This window comes from Sedimentibacter sp., from assembly GCF_033447055.1.
Classification (GTDB): Bacteria; Bacillota; Clostridia; order Tissierellales; family Sedimentibacteraceae; genus Sedimentibacter.
On the sequence record NZ_JAWQJF010000108.1, the window covers coordinates 1 to 20,185 of the forward strand.

19 protein-coding genes are annotated in these 20,185 nt (G+C 31.9%); 17 read left to right on the forward strand and 2 right to left on the reverse strand.

Annotated elements, in window-relative coordinates:
• The 5 genes from SA378_RS07185 to yajC form a co-directional block, all read left to right on the forward strand.
• The coding region (locus SA378_RS07185; RefSeq protein WP_318525304.1) for a Holliday junction DNA helicase RuvB C-terminal domain-containing protein at positions 1 to 208 on the forward strand (208 nt) is incomplete at its 5' end.
• Between the two features lie 2 nt (positions 209 to 210).
• Positions 211 to 1,959 carry a SpoIID/LytB domain-containing protein gene (locus tag SA378_RS07190; RefSeq protein WP_318525305.1) on the forward strand — a complete coding sequence of 583 codons (1,749 nt, stop codon included), beginning with the start codon at positions 211 to 213 and terminating at the stop codon, positions 1,957 to 1,959.
• Positions 1,960 to 1,970: 11 nt separating this feature from the next.
• Positions 1,971 to 2,996 carry a tRNA preQ1(34) S-adenosylmethionine ribosyltransferase-isomerase QueA gene (queA, locus tag SA378_RS07195; protein ID WP_318525321.1) on the forward strand — a complete coding sequence of 342 codons (1,026 nt, stop codon included), beginning with the start codon at positions 1,971 to 1,973 and terminating at the stop codon, positions 2,994 to 2,996.
• A gap of 16 nt (positions 2,997 to 3,012) precedes the next feature.
• Positions 3,013 to 4,122 (forward strand): tRNA guanosine(34) transglycosylase Tgt, encoded by a 1,110-nt coding sequence (gene tgt / locus SA378_RS07200; protein ID WP_318525306.1) that lies wholly within the window; start codon positions 3,013 to 3,015, stop codon positions 4,120 to 4,122.
• Positions 4,123 to 4,140: 18 nt separating this feature from the next.
• Positions 4,141 to 4,473: a preprotein translocase subunit YajC gene (gene yajC, locus SA378_RS07205; protein ID WP_318525307.1), complete on the forward strand. Its 333-nt coding sequence runs from the start codon at positions 4,141 to 4,143 to the stop codon at positions 4,471 to 4,473.
• A gap of 53 nt (positions 4,474 to 4,526) precedes the next feature.
• Here yajC and SA378_RS07210 read toward each other — a convergent pair whose 3' ends face one another.
• Complete coding sequence (locus SA378_RS07210) at positions 4,527 to 7,187, reverse strand: cation-translocating P-type ATPase (RefSeq protein WP_318525308.1); 2,661 nt, start codon at positions 7,185 to 7,187, stop codon at positions 4,527 to 4,529.
• A gap of 310 nt (positions 7,188 to 7,497) precedes the next feature.
• Between SA378_RS07210 and SA378_RS07215 the strand changes: the two genes are divergently transcribed.
• From SA378_RS07215 to hemZ, 9 genes are all read left to right on the forward strand, one after another.
• Positions 7,498 to 7,863 (forward strand): TIGR04086 family membrane protein, encoded by a 366-nt coding sequence (locus SA378_RS07215; protein ID WP_318525309.1) that lies wholly within the window; start codon positions 7,498 to 7,500, stop codon positions 7,861 to 7,863.
• 98 nt (positions 7,864 to 7,961) lie between these two features.
• Positions 7,962 to 8,102 (forward strand): six-cysteine ranthipeptide SCIFF, encoded by a 141-nt coding sequence (scfA, locus tag SA378_RS07220; protein WP_318525310.1) that lies wholly within the window; start codon positions 7,962 to 7,964, stop codon positions 8,100 to 8,102.
• A gap of 289 nt (positions 8,103 to 8,391) precedes the next feature.
• Positions 8,392 to 8,862: a LapA family protein gene (locus SA378_RS07225; protein WP_318525311.1), complete on the forward strand. Its 471-nt coding sequence runs from the start codon at positions 8,392 to 8,394 to the stop codon at positions 8,860 to 8,862.
• Positions 8,843 to 10,765 (forward strand): single-stranded-DNA-specific exonuclease RecJ, encoded by a 1,923-nt coding sequence (gene recJ, locus SA378_RS07230; protein ID WP_318525312.1) that lies wholly within the window; start codon positions 8,843 to 8,845, stop codon positions 10,763 to 10,765. Before SA378_RS07225 ends, recJ begins: the two co-directional genes overlap by 20 nt.
• 20 nt (positions 10,766 to 10,785) lie before the next feature.
• A complete protein-coding gene (locus SA378_RS07235; protein ID WP_318525313.1) occupies positions 10,786 to 11,301 on the forward strand; it encodes an adenine phosphoribosyltransferase in 516 nt (171 codons plus the stop codon).
• Between the two features lie 28 nt (positions 11,302 to 11,329).
• Entirely contained in the window at positions 11,330 to 13,516 is a 2,187-nt protein-coding gene (locus SA378_RS07240; protein WP_318525314.1) for a bifunctional (p)ppGpp synthetase/guanosine-3',5'-bis(diphosphate) 3'-pyrophosphohydrolase, read from the forward strand.
• A 13-nt stretch (positions 13,517 to 13,529) separates the two neighbouring features.
• Positions 13,530 to 13,979, forward strand: coding sequence for a D-aminoacyl-tRNA deacylase (gene dtd / locus SA378_RS07245; protein WP_318525315.1), 450 nt, complete (start codon positions 13,530 to 13,532; stop codon positions 13,977 to 13,979).
• A gap of 9 nt (positions 13,980 to 13,988) precedes the next feature.
• The gene (locus tag SA378_RS07250; protein ID WP_318525316.1) at positions 13,989 to 14,609 is read left to right on the forward strand and encodes an MBL fold metallo-hydrolase; all 621 of its coding nucleotides are present in this window, start codon (positions 13,989 to 13,991) and stop codon (positions 14,607 to 14,609) included.
• A gap of 10 nt (positions 14,610 to 14,619) precedes the next feature.
• The gene (gene hemZ / locus SA378_RS07255) at positions 14,620 to 16,092 is read left to right on the forward strand and encodes a coproporphyrinogen dehydrogenase HemZ (RefSeq protein WP_318525317.1); all 1,473 of its coding nucleotides are present in this window, start codon (positions 14,620 to 14,622) and stop codon (positions 16,090 to 16,092) included.
• Positions 16,093 to 16,159: 67 nt separating this feature from the next.
• Here the strand turns inward: hemZ and SA378_RS07260 are convergent, their stop codons facing one another.
• Positions 16,160 to 16,567: a DUF1622 domain-containing protein gene (locus SA378_RS07260; RefSeq protein ID WP_318525318.1), complete on the reverse strand. Its 408-nt coding sequence runs from the start codon at positions 16,565 to 16,567 to the stop codon at positions 16,160 to 16,162.
• Between the two features lie 265 nt (positions 16,568 to 16,832).
• Here SA378_RS07260 and pdaA point away from each other — a divergent pair, with 265 nt between their 5' ends.
• From pdaA to SA378_RS07275, 3 genes are all read left to right on the forward strand, one after another.
• The gene (gene pdaA, locus SA378_RS07265; protein WP_412178681.1) at positions 16,833 to 17,621 is read left to right on the forward strand and encodes a delta-lactam-biosynthetic de-N-acetylase; all 789 of its coding nucleotides are present in this window, start codon (positions 16,833 to 16,835) and stop codon (positions 17,619 to 17,621) included.
• 262 nt (positions 17,622 to 17,883) lie between these two features.
• Entirely contained in the window at positions 17,884 to 19,656 is a 1,773-nt protein-coding gene (aspS, locus tag SA378_RS07270) for an aspartate--tRNA ligase (RefSeq protein ID WP_318525319.1), read from the forward strand.
• A 16-nt stretch (positions 19,657 to 19,672) separates the two neighbouring features.
• A complete protein-coding gene (locus SA378_RS07275) occupies positions 19,673 to 20,092 on the forward strand; it encodes a SoxR reducing system RseC family protein (protein WP_318525320.1) in 420 nt (139 codons plus the stop codon).
• Positions 20,093 to 20,185 lie beyond the last annotated feature (93 nt).

Here is a 20,185-nt window from a genome sequence, read left to right on the forward strand (position 1 = left end):
TAAGGGCGGTCCTGTCGGTCTTGATACGCTGGCAGCTTCAATCGGAGAAGAAAAAGGTACTATTGAAGATGTTTATGAACCTTATTTGCTTCAAATCGGATATTTAGCTCGTACTCCAAGAGGAAGAATTGTTACCGAAATGGGTTACAAGCATGTACATAAAACAAGACAAAATTCAGATCAGATAGGTATTGATACAGAGGTGTAAGAATGAAAAAACTAATGTTCAAAATTGCAGCAATTTCATTAATAACAATGTTGCTTTTGTCGGTAACATGCTTTGGCGCAACAGATGAAGATTATTATGTCAGAGTTAGAATAAGATCTCCTAGATTGTTCAATCAGCAATTGTCACTTGATGGATACGAAAATATAACTGTGTACGAAGGTGATGATAGTCCTGAAGAATTATTTACTTTGGATTCCAAAGAACTTAGCATTTTGATTGACTCTTATTATGACGGAAACTATAATTATTTGGAAAGCAGTGAAGTAGCTGAAGCTAAGTATGGACCTTATCATGTAATGGTTAATTACAGTTATTCATCTTATGATGATGCAAATGATGAAGCAAAAGATTTAGAAAATCAATTTGATGAAGACTTTTATCCTTACTATGACAGTGAAGGATTTAAAATTTATGCCGGAAATTTTGTCGATAAGAGTTTGGCAGAAAATTTAGCTGATGAATTAAATGAAAATGGTACTGAAAGCTATGTTATCAATGGTAACATGGAAAATGTTGCGATTTATGACAATTACAACAACATGATTTTCATGTACCAAAATGAACAGGAACTTTTCTTTTCTTCTTTTAATGATGACGCATCATGCAACATGGCAAAAATTGACGGAAGACCTTATAGGGGTTTGCTGACATTTAAAATAATTGATGATTCAAAGCTTATATCTGTAAACTATTTGGATCTGGAAAGTTATTTGTATGGTGTAGTTCCAAATGAAATAGTTGCTTCATGGGGAATGGAATCATTGAAAGCTCAGGCTGTAGCAGCAAGAACATACGCTGTGTACAACATCAATCCATATTCATCTTATGGTTATGATTTGGAAGATAATCAGAACAGTCAGGTTTATTGGGGGTATGCATATGAAAAAAACTCCACAAATGAAGCTGTTGATTCAACAAGGGGAGAAATGATTTATTATGATAATGAATTAATACAAGCTTTTTATCACTCAACAAGCGGAGGAAAGACGGAAAATTCAGAAAATGTATGGTTTGCAGCGCTACCTTATTTAGTAGGAGTTGATGATGAATATTCAGACAAGTCTAATTCACCTTACACTCAGTGGCAGAAAACTTATGCTCAGGATGAAATAATAAAAAAACTTAAAAGTGACGGCAATAATGTAAGTAAACTTTATGGAATAGAAATAAAAGAAGTTTCTGAAAATAACAGAGTGGTGGAATGTATATTTTTAACTGATAATGGAGAAATTTCATACAAGAAAGAAAATGCAAGGCTGCTTCTTGGTCTTATGAGTTCTTGGTTTACTATAGAAAATGGCAGTGTTTTTTATTTTACCAATGAAGAAACTATAGAAAGTGATAAAACCGGAGGAAATGAAGATGAAAATGAAATTCCGTCAAGAGGAGGGATTTTAGATGTAATTACAGATGAAGACGAAGGAAATGAAAGTAACAACGATGAAACATATGATGCTGAAGAATCAATTAAACTTGATTCAGGAAGTATTTTAGGTAAATATGCAATTTCAAGCTCCGGAAAGAAAAAAGTTGGTCAGGAAAAATTGGCTTTCATAAGTTCAAGCGGTGTGAAGATAATAGACACTAACTCTACTGAATATAGTTTCGATGGCAGAGGGTGGGGACACGGTATTGGCATGAGCCAATATGGAGCTAAGGAAATGGCAGAAGAAGGATTTGCATATGACGAAATATTAAAACATTACTATACTGGAGTAACAATTAAATGATAGAAAACAATATCAAAACAAGTGATTTTTATTACGATTTACCGATGGAACTCATAGCTCAGATTCCAATTAAAGATAGGGATTATTCAAGACTTTTGGTTCTTGATAAGGAAACAGGTGAAATTGAACATAAACATTTTTACGATGTTCTTCAATATTTAAAAAGCGGGGACTGTATTGTAATTAATGATACGAAAGTATTGCCTGCCAGACTGTACGGTGTTAGAAGAGATACTAATGCTGTTATAGAAATTCTTTTGTTAAAAAGAGTGGATGATAAAAAGTGGGAGACACTGGTTAAGCCAGGCAAGAAAGCAAGAATTGGGGCAGAAATTGTATTTAAGGAAAATTTACTTTCTGGTAAAATTATTGAAGTATTGGATGATGGCAACAGAATAATTGAATTTCAATATGAAGGAATTTTTGAAGAAATATTAGATCAACTTGGTGAAATGCCTCTTCCACCATATATACATGAAAAACTAGAAGATAAAAACAGATATCAGACAATTTATGCAAAAAATCCGGGTTCTGCTGCTGCACCGACTGCAGGTCTTCATTTTAACGATGATCTTCTTGAAAAAATTGAAGCAAAAGGCGTTAACATAGCAAGACTTACTCTTCATGTGGGGCTTGGTACATTCAGGCCCGTAAAAGCTGAATATATTGCACAGCACAATATGCATTCAGAATATTATGAATTAGAACAAAATGAAGCGGATAAAATCAACAATGCAAAACAAAGAGGGTCTAGGGTCATTGCTGTTGGAACCACCAGTACAAGAACTCTGGAAACAATTGGCGATGCTAATGGTTTTGTGAATGCACAAAAAGGATGGACGGATATTTTTATATATCCAGGTTATAAATTTAAAGTAGTAGATTCATTAATAACTAATTTCCACCTTCCGGAATCTACACTTATTATGCTTGTAAGCGCTATGGCAGGCAAGGAAAAAATAATGAATGCATACAATATTGCTATTAAAGAAAAATACAGATTTTTTAGCTTTGGCGATGCAATGTTTATTAAATAAATTGAGCAGGTGAAAAATGTTTGAATTTGAATTATTAAAAGAATCTAAAGAATGTAAGGCAAGACTTGGTAAAATTCACACTAATCATGGAGATATAGAAACTCCTATATTTATGCCCGTTGGTACTAAGGCAACAGTAAAGACAATGACTCCTGAAGAATTGAAGGATTTGGAAGCACAAATAATTTTAGGGAATACATATCATTTGTATTTAAGACCAGGCCATGAACTTATTAAAGAAGCCGGAGGGCTGCACAAGTTTATGAATTGGGATAGACCTATATTAACTGACAGCGGTGGATTTCAAGTGTTCAGCCTCGGAAAAATTCGTAAAATAACAGAAGAAGGCGTTGAATTCAGATCTCATGTGGATGGTTCAAAACAATTTATAAGTCCTGAAAAATCTATGGAAGTGCAAAATTATCTTGGTTCAGATATAATGATGGCATTTGATGAATGTATTCCATATCCTGCAACTCATGAATATGTTGAAAATTCAATACAACGTACTACAAGATGGGCGAAACGCTGTAAAGATTTCCATAAGAATACTGATAATCAAGCATTGTTTGGTATTGTTCAAGGTGGTATGTACGAAGATTTAAGAAGAGAAAGCGCAAAGCAAATTACCGAACTTGATTTTCCCGGATATGCAATAGGCGGACTAAGTGTTGGAGAACCTAGAGATTTAATGTGTCAGGTAATGGATTATACTGTAGATTTGCTGCCAAAGGATAAGCCAAGATATTTAATGGGTGTTGGAAGTCCAGATTATCTTTTTGAAGCTGTTGAAAGAGGAATAGATATGGCGGACTGCGTATTGCCTACCAGAATGGCAAGACATGGTGCATTTATCACAAGCAAAGGTCAGCTTACTATTAAAAATGCGAAATACAAACATGATTTTAAACCGATAGATGAAAATTGCAATTGCTACACTTGCAGAAATTATTCAAGGGCATATTTAAGGCATTTATTCAATGAAAATGAAATATTAGGAGCAAGGCTTGCTTCGATACATAATTTATTTTTCTTGATTAATTTAATGAAAAGTATTAGAATAAGTATAAAGGAAGATAATTTCATGAACTTTAAAAAAGAGTTTTATGAAAATTATGGATATTAATTAAACCTAGGAGGAATTATGCAACAAGAATTTAGCGGAATTATTATGATGATTATACTATTTGCAGTAATGTATTTCATGATGATCAGACCACAGAAAAAGAAAGATAAAGAAGTTAAGGAAATGAGAGACAGTTTGACTGTTGGAGATGAAGTAATTACAATCGGTGGTATCCGTGGTAAAGTTGTTAAAGTTAATGATGAAGTAATAACATTAGAAATGGTACATGCAAAGCAAAGAATAGAATTTACTAAATGGGCAATTGGAAGTGTCAGTAAAAAAGGCAAAGAAATAAAAGCAGAAGTTGCAGAAGAAATTGATGTAACACCAACTGATGATGAAGAAAAATAAATAGTATAAAAAATGAGCTTATCACATATTAACTGATAAGCTCATCTTTATATTTATGCCGTCTTTTTAGATAAGTGTTTGAAAAATACTATAATTTCATGCGATAGTAGTGGAACCATTGATAATAAAATTAAGTCAATCCATTCTGTCAATGATAATTTTATAGTTTCGAATACTTCTGTAAGGAAAGGTATTTCTGTAACTATTACTTGAAGAAGCAAACCTATAGCAAATGCTCCAATCATTGCTTTGTTTTCAAAGTGATTCATTTTAAACAATGATTTGTCGTAGTTACGCATGCCTATTGCATGGAACAATTGTGAAATTCCCAATGTTGTAAAAGCATATGTTTGTGCATGCATCAATATGTCCGGATTTAGAAGCATTAGCTTTATTCCGTCAAGATTTATACTTTGGCTTGCAGCTGTCAAATGCTGTACAGGTGACCATAAGAATGCTCCCAATGTTAATGCTGCAATCATAAAACCATTATAAACTGTAAATGCTAAGCCGCCACGAGCAAATAAACTTTCATTTGGATCTCTCGGTTTTGCTTTCATTATGTCTTTATCTTTAGGATCAACTCCAAGAGCTAAGGCCGGTAGTGAGTCTGTAATCAAGTTAATCCAGAGTATGTGAATTGACTGTAACGGGGAAGCAAGACCGATTGCTATTGCTGAAAACATGGATATTACCTCTCCAAAATTAGATGAAAGAAGGAACAATACAGTCTTCTTAATATTTTGATAAATTCCTCTTCCTTCTGCAACAGCTTTTTCAATAGTTGAAAAGTTATCATCTGTAAGAACCATATCAGCTGCTCCCTTAGCAACATCAGTACCAGTTATACCCATTGCTACACCTATATCAGCTGCTTTTAATGACGGAGCGTCATTAACACCATCTCCTGTCATTGACACTATACTATCATTTGATTTGAATGCTTTAACAATCATTACTTTATGTTCAGGAGAAACACGAGCAAATACTCTTAAATCTTCAACTCGTCTATTTAATTGTTCCTGAGATAATTCATTTAATTCATCTCCTGTGATACATTGTGATTCATCTTCAGCAATTCCTAATTCTTTGGCAATTGCAAGAGCAGTATCTTTGTGGTCACCTGTAATCATAATTGTTTTAATTCCTGCATTTCTAAATTCTAAAACTGAATTTTTAGCTTCAGAACGCGGCGGATCTATCATACCTACTAAACCAACAAATGTAAGATTTTCTTCACTTGCTGAATCGTCATTTTCTTTAATACCAAGTGCTAAAACTCTAAGTGCTCCTTTTGCCATTTCTGCGGATGCTTTATTAATATCTGAAATATCTTTTTCTGTAATGTCTGTTATTTCACCGTTTACTAATATTTTGTTGCATCTACCAAGGAGAATATCCATAGCACCTTTAGTATAACTCATTACTTTTTCGTCTTTGTCTTTATGAACAGTTGTCATTAACTTACGAGCTGAATCAAATGATTGCTCGTTAATACGAGGATAATTATTTTCGAGACCTTCTCTTGTTACATTTACTGATAAGCCCATATCTAATAAAGCGAGTTCAGTCGGATCACCAATTCTAGAATCATTAGCCGTAGAAGCATCATTGCAAAGTACAAAACCATTCATAAAAATTTTGTTGTTTTCATAGTTTAGTTCTTTAACATCTTTCATTGTGCCGTCCAAATAAACTTTAATAACTGTCATTTTATTTTGAGTAAGAGTTCCTGTTTTATCTGAACAAACAATACTTACAGCACCTAATGTTTCAACAGCCGGAAGTTTTCTTACTATTGTGTTTACTTTTACCATCCTTGTAACACCAAGTGCCAACACGATTGTTACAACAGCAGTAAGACCTTCGGGTATTGCAGCGACAGCTAATGATATAGCAGTGATGAGCATTTCAATCATATCTCTTCCTTGGAATACTGCGATGCCAAACATTGCAGCAACTATAACTATAGCCACAATTCCCAAAACTTTACCTAAATCATTTAAACGCTTTTGAAGAGGAGTTAATTCTTCTGAACTTTCGTTTATTAAAGTTGCAATTTTACCAATTTCTGTATCCATTCCTGTATAAACTACTACGCCTTCCCCACGTCCATAAGCAACGCTTGTTGAAGAAAAAGCCATGTTAATTTGATCTCCTATACCAACTTCTTCGGTTGCAATATAGTTAGCATCTTTATCAACAGGTACAGATTCTCCAGTTAAAGCAGATTCTTCAATCTTTAAATTTACAGATTGTGTTAATCTTAAATCAGCAGGAATTATGCGCCCGGCTTCAAGAATTACCACATCACCTTCAACTAGTTCATTTGCCGGTATTTCCATAATTTTTCCGTCACGCCTTACCATAGCTGTAGGACTTGATAAGTTTTTCAAAGCTTCAAGCGCTGCTTCTGCTTTTGATTCTTGTACCATACCAATGATTGCATTTATCAATACAACAATCAATATTATGATAGCATCTGTAACTTCGTTAAGAAAAATGGATATTGCTGCTGCTGCAAATAATATGTAAATCATTGTATCCTTAAGTTGTGCTAGAAACATTTGTAACTTTGTTTTTGACTTTTTTTCAATTAATGCATTCGGTCCGTTTTTTGCTAACCTTTTTTGTGCTTCTTCTTTACTTAGGCCGTTGCTTTGAACCATTTTTAGTTCAGAGCAGGTTTTTTCTGCGCTTTTTTGATAATACATAATTTTCTCCTTAATTCAATAGTTTAATTAGTATGCCGATTACACATAAAAAAAGACTTTGAGCATATCTTTTACCAATTAATATAAGATATACTAAAAGTCTGGTTACCTAGGTTACTTTTGCAGATCTTCAGCCAGAATATTTCTATCCATGATGTTGACTGAAAATTTAAAACTACTCCCTCTTAGTAGTAAATACTTTAACAAAAGTTCAAATTTTTGTCAAGAACTTTTTGCGTGTGTTTCGAGTTCTATTTTTTATATAAAATGAATATTATTTAATTAGAATGATTATTAAGGGAGGTATGGTATGAGAATAGGTAAATTGGTCCGATATTCTCTTTATTTATTAGTTATGATACTGGCTTTATTTTTTACTCTTACTATATATATATATTATTTTTCTGATAAACCATCGATGGAAATTGCTTATAATTTTATTGTGCCTGTTTGTATGTTTGTTGTATCATTATTTTATTCAAGAAAAGTTCATGAAAATGGTTTATTGAGAGGTATTGAAATTTGGATTGTTTATTTTGCTTTAGTGTTGCTTATGAAAGTATTATTTAACTATGCAGAGGAAATAAGCATATTGCGTCATTTACTTTACCTTCCTGTTTCAATTCTTGGAGGTGTTTTAGGGGTAAATATGAAACAACGAATGGTTACAAGGTAAAACAATTTAAATAATTTAAATTATTTAAATTGTAAAAAAATGCTTTTAAATAATCTCCAAAAATGCTATAATTTATAAAGCTTATAAGGAGGTCAAATATGATACATATAAAAACACTTAATAAAACAAAACTAACAGATAATATGAGCGGCAAAGGATGCGGAGAATGCCAAACTTCATGTCAATCTGCATGCAAAACTTCTTGTACTGTAGGAAATCAAAAGTGCGAGAATAAATAAAGGTAGTGGCTAAGCCACTACTTTTTAGTTTAGTTGATGAAGGTAATTAACTAAAGTATTTTGGCAGTTTGAAATAATTTAAATGCTTGATAAATAGAAGCTAAACTCAGCTAAAAATAATGAATAATTGATTAAATGAAGAAATATTAGTTTAAAAACAAAAAATAGTGGTAAACATATACTGATATATAGTATAATATAGCTGTTTCCTGTAATAAGATGTTAATATTTATAAACATTTTGGGGGAAGTAAATAAATTTTGATTTTTCACGGGAGAGGAGTGTTAATATGCAAATTGGTTTTATTGTAACATTAGTAATTGCAATTTTTGTTTCCATTTTTGCTATTCAAAATGGTACACCGGTGGATGTGGATTTGTTTCTTGCAACATATAGGATGCCTTTAGCATTGTTAATGATGGCGTGTCTTATTATTGGCGCTGTAATGGTGCTTATATTGGGATCATCAAGACAATTTAAAAAGAGATCAGAATCAAAGGAAGTCAAGAACAAATTAAAAACATTTGAAAATGATAAAATTCAAGCGGATAACAGTATTAAAGCAATGGGAACTGAAATTCAAACTTTAAAGGACAATAACGCTGCACTCATAGCAAAAGTTACTGAACTTGAAGAGAAGAATAAGGTTAAGGACGATATGGTTGTTCAATTAACAAAAGAGATGGATGAGTTAAAAATAGAAACGAAAATTAGTGAAGGTGCTGGTTCAAATTCATACAATGAAAAAAGTGAAGCTTAAAGTCAATGAATATGAACAGGTTGAAATTGATAAAATAGTCAATACTTTTAATCTTTCTGAAATTTCTTCAAGAATACTTTTAAAAAGAAATATTAGTACGTTTGAAGAAATTAAAGAATTTCTTGACCCGGACTTCAAATATTTTGAGAGCGCAGAGAATTATAAAGATTTACAAAAAGGTTGCAACAGAATTTTAGAAGCAATTCATAATAAAGAGCAAATTTTAATATATGGGGATTATGACGTTGATGGAATTACATCAATAAGCCAGTTTGTCATTCTCTTATCAAAAGCCGGTGCTAATGTCGATTATTATGTTCCGGAAAGAGAAAACGAAGGCTATGGAATAAGCTGTGATTTCATCGAATCTTTGAGAAACAATGAAATAATAGCGGATTTGTTGATAACTGTTGACTGCGGTATTGCAGAAGTTGAAAAAATACGTGAAATCACCAGTTTTAATAAAGATGTTATAGTGCTGGATCATCATCAATGCAAAGATGAAATTCCTCCTGCTTATGCGATAATAAATCCAAAACAAAAAGATTGTCCTTCGAAAAACAAGCAGTTGTGTGCGGCAGGACTGTCTTTTAAATTTTTGAAGCATTTAAACAGATATTTGAAAATAAATAACATAGAAGATGTTCTTTTAGAACTTGCTTGTCTTGGCACTATTGCCGACATTGTTGATTTAATTGGAGATAACAGAATAATTGCCAGCAACGGATTAAAAAAAATTAACAACACCAGGATAATAGGGCTTAAAAAGCTGATGGAAGTTTCAGGAATTAATAACAAAGCAATTGAATCTTACCATATAGGTTTTATTATTGCGCCAAGGATTAACGCTGCCGGAAGAATGGACAGTGCAAGAAAAGCTATAAAATTAATGCTTACACAAGATGAAAATGAAGCTGAGATGCTTGCTCTTGAACTGGAAAAATTAAATGTATTAAGAAAGGAAACTGAAGGAGAGATATTTAACGAAGCTGTTAATAAAATCGAAACAGATTTTCTGTACAAAAAAAATGTTATTGTAGTTTATGGAACAGACTGGCACGAGGGAGTTTTGGGTATTGTAGCTTCAAAACTTACTGAGAAGTATGAAAAACCAAGTGTTGTAATATCGGTTAAAGATGGAATAGGCAAAGGATCTGCAAGAAGTATAGAAAGTGTAGATATCTTTGAAGCTTTTAAAGAATCAGATAGTTATTTAGTGAAATATGGCGGTCACAAACTTGCAGCAGGACTTACTGTATTAGAAAAGAACATAAGTATTTTTGCAAATGAGTTAAATGGTTATATTGGAAATATGTTGTTGAGTGAAAGTATCTATAAGGAAATAAAACTTGATGCATTGTTGAAAATTTCTGATGTAAGTTTTAATTTATATGATGAAATAAATAAATTTGAGCCGTTTGGCGCAGGAAACCCTAAACCTGTGTTAGCGGTTGAAAATGTTACTATAAAAAATATCAGAAAAGTTGGCAAGGAGGGCAATCATATAAGTTTTTTACTTTCTGACGATTCGAAGGATATACCGGTGATAGGTTTTGGAAAAATTAATATTTTAGAGAAAGTTCTCGCAAGACCATCAACATACGCAGTATCTTTGAGCATTAATGAATACAATGGTAAAAAAAGCATTCAACTTGTCTTAAATAATGTGGAAGAACAAGAAAAGCTTGATTATAGAATAGATGAAAATAAAATAAAAATGTTAAATTCAATGATTGACAAAACAAAATCAAAAATTATTAAAACAGATATATTTATGCTTGTTGATAAATTAAACAGATTATATAATATTAAAATAACAGCAGATGAGATTATTTGCATACTTAAAAAGTCTGAAAATATACAATATGCATTGAAAAATGATATATTGTACATTAAAAAATAATCATCTCAATCGGAGGAAATATGGATTTAAAAGAAAAAATTAGAGTAATTGATGGTTTTCCTGTTGATGGTATAAGTTTTAAAGATATTACAACACTTTTAAAGGATGCAGGAGCACTTAATGAATGTATAAATCAATTAGCAGAAAAATTTAAGGATGTTGATGTTGATTTAATCGTTGGGCCAGAGTCAAGAGGCTTTATTTTTGCTACTCCCCTTGCATATTTAATGAAAACTGGATTTGTTCCTGTAAGAAAACCTGGGAAACTGCCTGCTGAAACAATCGGTTATGAATATGCTTTAGAGTATGGTAAAGATTTACTGGAAATACACAAAGATTCAATACAACCTGGTCAAAAAGTTTTAATAGTAGATGATTTGCTGGCAACTGGCGGAACAATGTTTGCAGCGGCTAAGCTGGTTGAAAAATTGGGCGGGGAAGTTGTTGGCCTTGGGTTTGTAATAGAGTTGGAAGACTTAAAGGGAAGAGAAAGACTATTAAATTACAAAGTGGAATCATTGGTACAATACAGATAGAAAATTCTCAGAAGAGGTGGTGAGCGTAATGTTGGAAAATATAATAAATCAAATAGAATCATATAATCCTAATGCAGATATTGGAGTTGTCGTAAAAGCATATAATTATGCAGAAATGGCACATTCAAATGCGCAGACAAGATTTTCTGGTGAAAGATATTTTATTCACCCATACAATGTTGCGCTCATTTTAGCTGATTTGCATGTTGATGTTCAAACAATTGCAGCAGGTCTTCTCCATGATGTTGTTGAGGATACAGGTATAACTTATGATGACATTAAAAAAGAATTTGGCGAAGAAATAGCTAACATGGTTGATGGGGTCACAAAACTTAGCAAAGTTAAATATAGAAATAAAGAAGAGCGTCAAGCTGAATCTTTAAGGAAAATGATAATTGCTATGTCTAAGGATATAAGAGTGGTAATAATCAAGCTCGCAGACCGCCTTCATAATATAAGAACGTTGGAATACATGCCAATAGAAAAACAGCAACAAAAGGCAATGGAGACAATTGAAATATATGCTCCAATTGCTAATCGTCTTGGTATGGCATCAATTAAGTGGGAGTTAGAAGACTTAAGTTTAAAATACATCGATCCTGAAGGATATAAAGATTTAGCTAAAAAAGTTCAGGAAAAAAGTGAAAAAAGAAAAGAGTATATATCTAACATAATATCTACAATGAAAGAAAAGCTTAATGAGTCTGGAATAGAAGCTGATATTAAGGGAAGACCAAAGAGCCTTTACAGCATATACAAAAAAATGTATTATAAAAACAAATCTTTTGAACAGATTTATGATTTAATAGCTGTGAGATTAATTGTTGATAGCATAAAAGACTGTTATGGAGCATTAGGAACTGTCCACACTCTTTGGAAGCCTGTACCGGGAAGATTCAAAGATTATATAGCAATGCCAAAACCAAATATGTATCAGTCTTTGCATACAACAGTTATTGGACCAGACGGAGAACCGTTTGAAATACAAATAAGAACTTTGGATATGCATAGAACGGCTGAATATGGTATTGCTGCTCACTGGAAATATAAAGAAGGAATAGATGAGCAAACAAATTATGAAGAAAAATTAAACTGGCTAAGACAAATGCTTGAGTGGCAGCAGGAAACAAATGACCCCCAGGAATTTATGGAAGCATTGAAAATAGATTTATATTCAGATGAAGTATTTGTATTTACTCCAAAAGGAGAAGTTGTTAACCTTCCAACAGGATCAACACCAATAGATTTTGCATACAGAGTTCATAGTGCTGTAGGAAATAAGTGTGTTGGAGCTAAGGTTAACGGGCGAATAGTGCCAATTGACACAAAGCTTAAAACAGGTGATCAAATAGAAGTTTTGACATCTCAGTCAAGTGCCGGACCAAGCCGAGACTGGCTTAAAATAGCAGCTTCAAGTGAAGCTAAGTCCAAAATTAGAAAATTTTTCAAAGAAAAAGATAAAGACTTTAATCTTGAAAAGGGAAAGGAACTTGTTGAAAGAGAAATAAAAAAACAAGGGTACCTGGTTTCGGATTTATTGAAAGATGATTGGGTTAAATTTGTTGCTGAAAAGTACAGCATGTTTACTGCAAATAATCTTTATGCAGCTGTAGGAAACGGAGGCATAACGGAAATACAAATTGTAAACAGGCTAAAACTGTTATATTTAGAAAAAAACAAAGATAAAATAGAACTGGAAAAAATCGAGAATCTTGAGAAAAATACCAGTATTATAAATAAATCACCATACAGAATAGAGAATCATGCTTCAGGTGTAGTGATAAAGGGAATTGACAATGTTAAAGTACGTTTTTCTAAATGTTGCAATCCTGTTCCGGGTGATGCCATTGTAGGTTATATTACAAGAGGCAGAGGTGTTTCGATTCATAGAGCTGATTGTACAAATATTCACGACTTAACAGATTCAGAAAATCAAAGATTTATAGAAGTTGAATGGGATTTTGGAAAACAAGCCACATTTATAAGCGAACTTCAAATAAAAGCGTTAGACAGACCAAGACTTTTGCAAGATCTTACTTCTTTGTATGCAGAAGCAAAACTTAATGCAGTATCACTTAACTTAAGAATAAACAAAGAAAAAATTGCAATTGTTGACATAGGATTTGAAATTAATGAAACAAAGCAAATTGAAGATTTAATTAAAAAAATAAAGAAACTTAGTGGAGTTTTAGAAGTTTATAGAAACAAAAAATAAAGCAGGTGATAAGTTGAGAGGTGTGGTACAACGTGTAAAACGTGCCAGTGTATCTGTTGAAAATATTATTATTGGCCACATAGACAATGGTATAATGCTTTTGCTGGGCGTTGAAGAATCTGACGAAGAAAAAGATTTGGAATATATGTGTGATAAAGTTGTTAATTTGAGAATTTTTGAAGATGAAAATGGGAAAATGAATAAAAGTCTTATGGATGTTCAAGGCAGCATCTTAGTAATATCTCAGTTTACATTGCTTGGAGATGCAAGAAAAGGCAGAAGGCCAAGCTTTACTCAAGCAGCAGTTCCTGATAAAGCTGTGCCAATGTATGAGAAATTCATAAGCAATATGAAGAAACTTGAAATTGTAACCGAGTCAGGAAAATTTGGCGCAGATATGCAAGTTGAACTTGTAAATGATGGCCCTGTAACTATTTTGCTTGACAGTAAAAAAATATTTTAGGAGAGAATTATGATATTTGAAGCAATTACAGTTGGATCTTATTATTCAAATTGTTATATTGTAGGAAGTGATGAAACAAAGGAAGCTGCGATAATAGATCCTGGAGCAGAGTTTAATAAAATTGACAAAAAAATCATTGAATTAGGCGTAAAACCGAAGATGATAATACTTACACATGCTCATGGAGATCATATAGGTGCTGTTGAAGAACTTGTAGAAAAATATGGAGTGAAAGTATATATTCATGCAGATGATGCACAAGCATTAATAGATAGCCAGACAAATTTGTCCAAAGTTTTATTTGGTAAAAATATTTCTATAAATCCGGATGGAATGCTTAAAGATGGCGACGAGCTTCATCTTTCTGATTTGAAATTTGAAATAATTCATACTCCGGGACACACAAAGGGCGGCATATGTATAAAAGTAGGAAATATAATGATGACAGGGGATACACTTTTTAACAATTCAATTGGCAGAACTGATTTCCCGGGAGGATCTTTTGAAGAAATAATTAATTCTATTCAGGAGAAAATTTTTAAATATGATGAAGATATTATAATTTATCCCGGACACAATTCTCCTTCTACAATTAAATCTGAAAAATTAAGCAATCCCTTTGTAAATTAAAGGAGAAAGAATGCTTACATTTTATTTTTCAGGGCATAATTTTGAGTATGAAGCAAGAAATGCCTTAAGAATTTTTGACTTAAACATAAATTATGAAATTAAAAATATAGTTCAATTAAAAGAAAATAAAGAACTAGGAATTGTTTCAACATTAGAAGAAAAAGAAGGTGTTTTAATAAGCACCTCCTTATTATATTGGGACAATGATTTATTATACAGCTCAAAATACAGAAGCGATGAAATATTGTTAGAAAAAGATAACGAAAAGAAACTTAAAAAGATTTTAATTGTAAAAGCAATGCACCAAGTGTTGAAAAGTTATTACAAAGTTATTCCGGACTATGGAATTTTAACCGGGGTTAGAGTTGTAAAAATAATGTTGACGGCAAGAAAATATGGAAACAGCGATGAAAAAATAAAAAAAATATTGAAAGAAACATATGAAGTAACTGATGAAAAAATTAAGCTTCTGTTTGATATAATAGAAATAGAAGAAAAATATATAGATGATGAAGTAAATATGAATAACTACAATTTATATATCGGAATTCCATTTTGTCCGACAAAGTGCAGTTATTGCTCATTTACTTCTTACGTAAATTGCAATGACGATAAAATAAATGCGTATTTAGATACGTTGGTGTATGAAATAGAAAAAACCATAGAATTTGCATTAAATAAAAACTTAAATTTAAATACTGTCTATATTGGAGGAGGAACACCTTCTGTTTTAAATGAAGAGCAAATAAACAGAATATTTAAATCCATTAAAAAATTTTATGATTTATATAAAATCAGGGAAATTACATTTGAAGCCGGAAGACCGGACACATTAAGCAAGGAAAAATTAATTTGCTTGAAAAATAATTTTGTTAATAGAATCAGCATTAATCCTCAGACAATGAATGGAAAAACTCTTAAAGCGATGAAGAGAAATCACACAGTTGAAGATATAGTTGAGAAATACCAAATTGCAAGAGAGATAGGTTTTGAATCCATTAATATGGATATTATATTAGGCTTTCCGGGAGAAACCGAAGAGGATGTAAAACACACCATCGAAGAGGTCATTAAACTGCGACCTGAAAATATTACAGTTCATTGTCTGGCATATAAAAAGAATTCTGAGCTTACAAGAGAAAGCAGTGAATTGTTGAAGGATTATGAATTAATTAGAAAAATGCATGATGTTATAAAAGAAAAGTCTAAAAACCACGGTTACAAACCATATTATATGTACAGGCAAAAAAACATTAAAGGAAATTCAGAAAATGTAGGCTATACATTGTTATCAAAGGAAAGTATCTACAACATGATTATTATAGAAGAAATGGAAACAATACTTGCATGCGGTATAGGTGCTTCAAGCAAGATTATGACAGAATATAACAAGCATGTGCCCGTTCGTAATTTTAAGAGTTTAGAGGAATACTCTGCTCGAATAGATGAAATTATCAATAAAAAGAAAAAATTGCTGCAATGATTACGCAGAAAAGTGGTTTAATTAATTAGGTTATATTTTATTTTAAAAAAAACAGTCACCAGAAATTTCAGTGACTGTTTTCATCTGTTTCTTGTTCTTTTTCAATTTTTTTATGTTTTTTTTGAGCTTGTTCAATTTTTGTAAAATGATTTGCTCTTTTTGAATCTGATTCAATTTCCCAATGTATTATTAAAGTCAATGCAGCTCTCAAAATAACTATGGATGCAAGTATTATTAATTCATTGATTGTTCTTATAACTAAAGTTTTTAGAATTTCCGCGCCTAGTTTAAATTCCAAAGCAACTGCTAAAGCTTGAGAAAATTCGATTTTAATTGTTTCGTCAGAAAAAGTAAAAAAACGCAAGGCATATCTGACAAATGCTTTAAATGCTGAATAAACAATAATAAAAACTCCGATTAACTCTAAAATGTGAGCAATATTTGGGACGATTACTGAAATTAAATGTTCTAGCATAGGCTTCTCCAATTGTAACTTGATTTAAGCAGTTAATATGAAAACATTTTACTTAAATATTATAATTCATTAAACTAATTATGTCAAACTTACATCTATTACACAGAATGGTAAATTATGTAAAAATTAATTTAATATTTATTATTCATATCTCGTACGATTATTTATATAAATAAATAAAGGGGTGAGATTATTGTTAATATATATTAAAAAAAGGTATCTTAAATTGATTTTGGGGTGTGCTGTTCTTTTGTTTGTTGGTTTAATTGTTAATGAAACAATTAATAGATTTTCTGTTTCTGTTTCTGCAGAGATTTCTAATTGGGGACTTAAATTTAATACAGAAGGAAAAGCTCCTGTAGGTAATGCGACGTATGATTATCTAAAAAAATACAATGCATATTATGTTGATAAAACTGATGAAAAAATTGCATATCTTACATTTGATGCGGGATATGAAAATGGGTATACAGCTAATATTCTTGATACTTTAAAAAAACATGATGTAAAAGCCGCATTTTTTCTAGTAGGGCATTATTTAGAAGAAGAACCTGGACTTGTTAAGCGCATGATTAATGAAGGACACATAGTGGCAAATCACACTTATAATCATCCTGATATGTCAAAGGTTTTTGATGAGGAATCTTTTAAAAAAGAGTTAACTTCCTTAGAAGCTATGTTCAAAGAAATAACAGGTCAAGAAATATCTAAGTATTACAGGCCGCCTCAAGGGAGATTTAGTGAAAATAATCTAGAAATGGCAAATGAACTTGGTTATAAAACAATATTTTGGAGTCTTGCTTATGCAGATTGGTGTAAAGATAAACAACCAACAAAAGAACAGGCTTTTGAGAAATTAATTCCTCGTATTCATCCCGGAGCTATAGTTTTATTGCACAGCACGTCAAAAACAAATTCAGAAATACTTGATGAATTGCTTACAAAGTACAAAGAGTTGGGATACTCATTTAATACGTTGGATGAACTTGTGGATGAAGAAAGCAAAAATAGTAAAGCGAATTTTTTTAGTAATTTTTATAATTTTTTTGACTAAATTTTTGTATTGACAAATATTATGTGTTGTGTTAGTTTTATTGTAAACAAATTGCGTGGGGAAGAGTAGTCATAAAAATTAATTCCAGCAAGACAGGGGTGTTGAGAGCCTGTTATTAACTACTTATGGTGAAGACACTCTATTAAGCAAAAACCACTAATTGAGAGGGACTATTTTTAGTCCAAGTAGGGTGGCAACGCGGGTTTACTCGTCCCTAATAGGATGAGTTATTTTTTTTGATATTATACTTGGAGGATAAGTTATGGAAATGATGGGAACGCTCAGAAGAACTAATATGTGCGGTGAATTAAACAACGGTCATATTGGCAACGAAGTTGTGCTGATGGGGTGGGTTCAAAAAAGAAGAAGCCTCGGAGGTTTGATTTTTGCAGATTTAAGAGATATAACAGGTTTAATTCAAATTGTATTTGACATTGATGTAAACAAAGAAGCTTTTGAAAAAGCAGAAAGCTTAAGAAGTGAATTTGTTATTGCTGTAAGAGGAGAAGTTTTAGAAAGACAATCTAAAAATCTTGAAATGGCAACCGGAGAAATAGAAGTATATATCCATGAACTTAAAATTTTAGATACAGCAGAAACTCCTCCAATTTATATAAAAGACAATGATGATGTATCAGAACAAATGCGTTTAAAATACAGATATCTAGATTTAAGAAAACCTAGCATGCAAAAGAATCTTTTAACAAGAAGTAAGACTTCAAAGGTAATAAGAGACTTTTTGTATGACAATGGCTTCAATGAGATTGAAACACCATTTCTAGCTAAGCCGACTCCGGAAGGAGCAAGGGATTATCTTGTGCCAAGCAGAGTTAATCCGGGAAATTTTTACGCATTGCCTCAGTCACCGCAGCTTTACAAACAGCTTTTGATGGTTTCGGGCATGAACAGATACTATCAAATAGTTAGATGTTTCAGAGATGAAGATTTAAGAGCAAACAGACAGCCTGAATTTACACAAGTGGATATTGAAATGTCATTTGTGGATGTAGAGGACGTTATAAGCATAAATGAAAAATTGATTCAAAAAATATTCAAGGAAATAAAAAATGTAGATATAGCTCTTCCTATTAAACGTATGTCATACCAGGTTGCAATGGACAAATACGGCTGCGATAAACCAGACCTTCGTTTTGGATATGAACTTCATAACATTACTGAATTATTTAAGAATTCAGAATTTAATGCATTTAAATCAACATATGACAATGGAGGTTTGATTAAATGCGTTAAAATAGATGGTTCTTCTGAAGAATTTTCTAAAAAAGCCATATCAAAGCTTGAAAAATTTGTTAAAACATACGGAGCTAAAGGTTTAGCGTGGTTTAAATATGAAAATGCAACATTTGACTCACCAATAGCTAAATTCTTAAGTGAAAATGAAATTAATGAATTAATGTCAACACTGGAAATAAAGGAAAAAGATATAGTATTTATTATTGCTGACAAAGAATCAGTAGTAAATACTGCATTGGGAGCTCTTCGTATTGAAATAGCTCATGACAAGAATTTAATTGATTCAAATAAATTTGAACTTGTATGGATAACTGAATTCCCATTGTTTGAATACAGTGAAGAAGAAGATAGATATGTTGCAAAGCATCATCCTTTTACTGCTCCTGTAGATGAAGATATAGATAAAATAGAATCAAATCCTGGAGTAGTGAGAGCAAAAGCTTACGATATAGTAATAAACGGAGATGAAATAGGTGGCGGAAGCATCCGTATCACAAATAGAACATTGCAGAATAGAATGTTTAGAGCTTTAGGTTTTACAGATGATGAAGCTAATGATAAATTCGGATATTTGCTTGAAGCATTTAAATATGGAGTACCACCTCATGGAGGAATTGCTTATGGACTTGACAGATTTATGATGCTTTTAACAAACAGTGATAATATAAGAGACGTAATTGCATTCCCTAAAACTCAAAGCGCATCATGCTTGATGACAGATTCTCCTAGCGGTGTAACAGAAAAACAGTTAAAGGAATTGGAAATTCAGGTAATGGAGTAACAGAAAGGAATAAAAAATGGATCAAGTAGGAAAAATAGAAAAAATAAATGGAAACAAAGCAACAATTTCAGTAAGAAGATCCGGAACTTGCAAACGCAGTTGTTCAAATTGCAGCGAAAGTAGTAAAGTAAATGGCGTAATATTTGAAACTGATATTACCAGCGATTATAATGTTGGTGATTATGTAGAAATAACCACAGAAAATGAAGTGGTGTTTAAACAGATATTTGTGCTTTACGGAGTTCCGTTCTTATTGATGATGGCAACTATAGGAATAGTTCAACTTCTTCTTGACAGCCCCAATAAGGACATGATTTCTGCTGTTGCTTCATTGGCATCTTTAGCAGTGTCGTATTTTATTTTAAAGGCTTATGATAAAAGTGAAATGAAAAAAAATACTCTTAAATTTACAGTAGGCAAAAAGCTTTACCGATAGTGTAAAGTAGCTTATGAAAAACAAGGTCAAAAAAATTAGGTATATATGAACCTAGAAAATCGCAAAAATATAGTTCAAGGATAATCGTCGCCA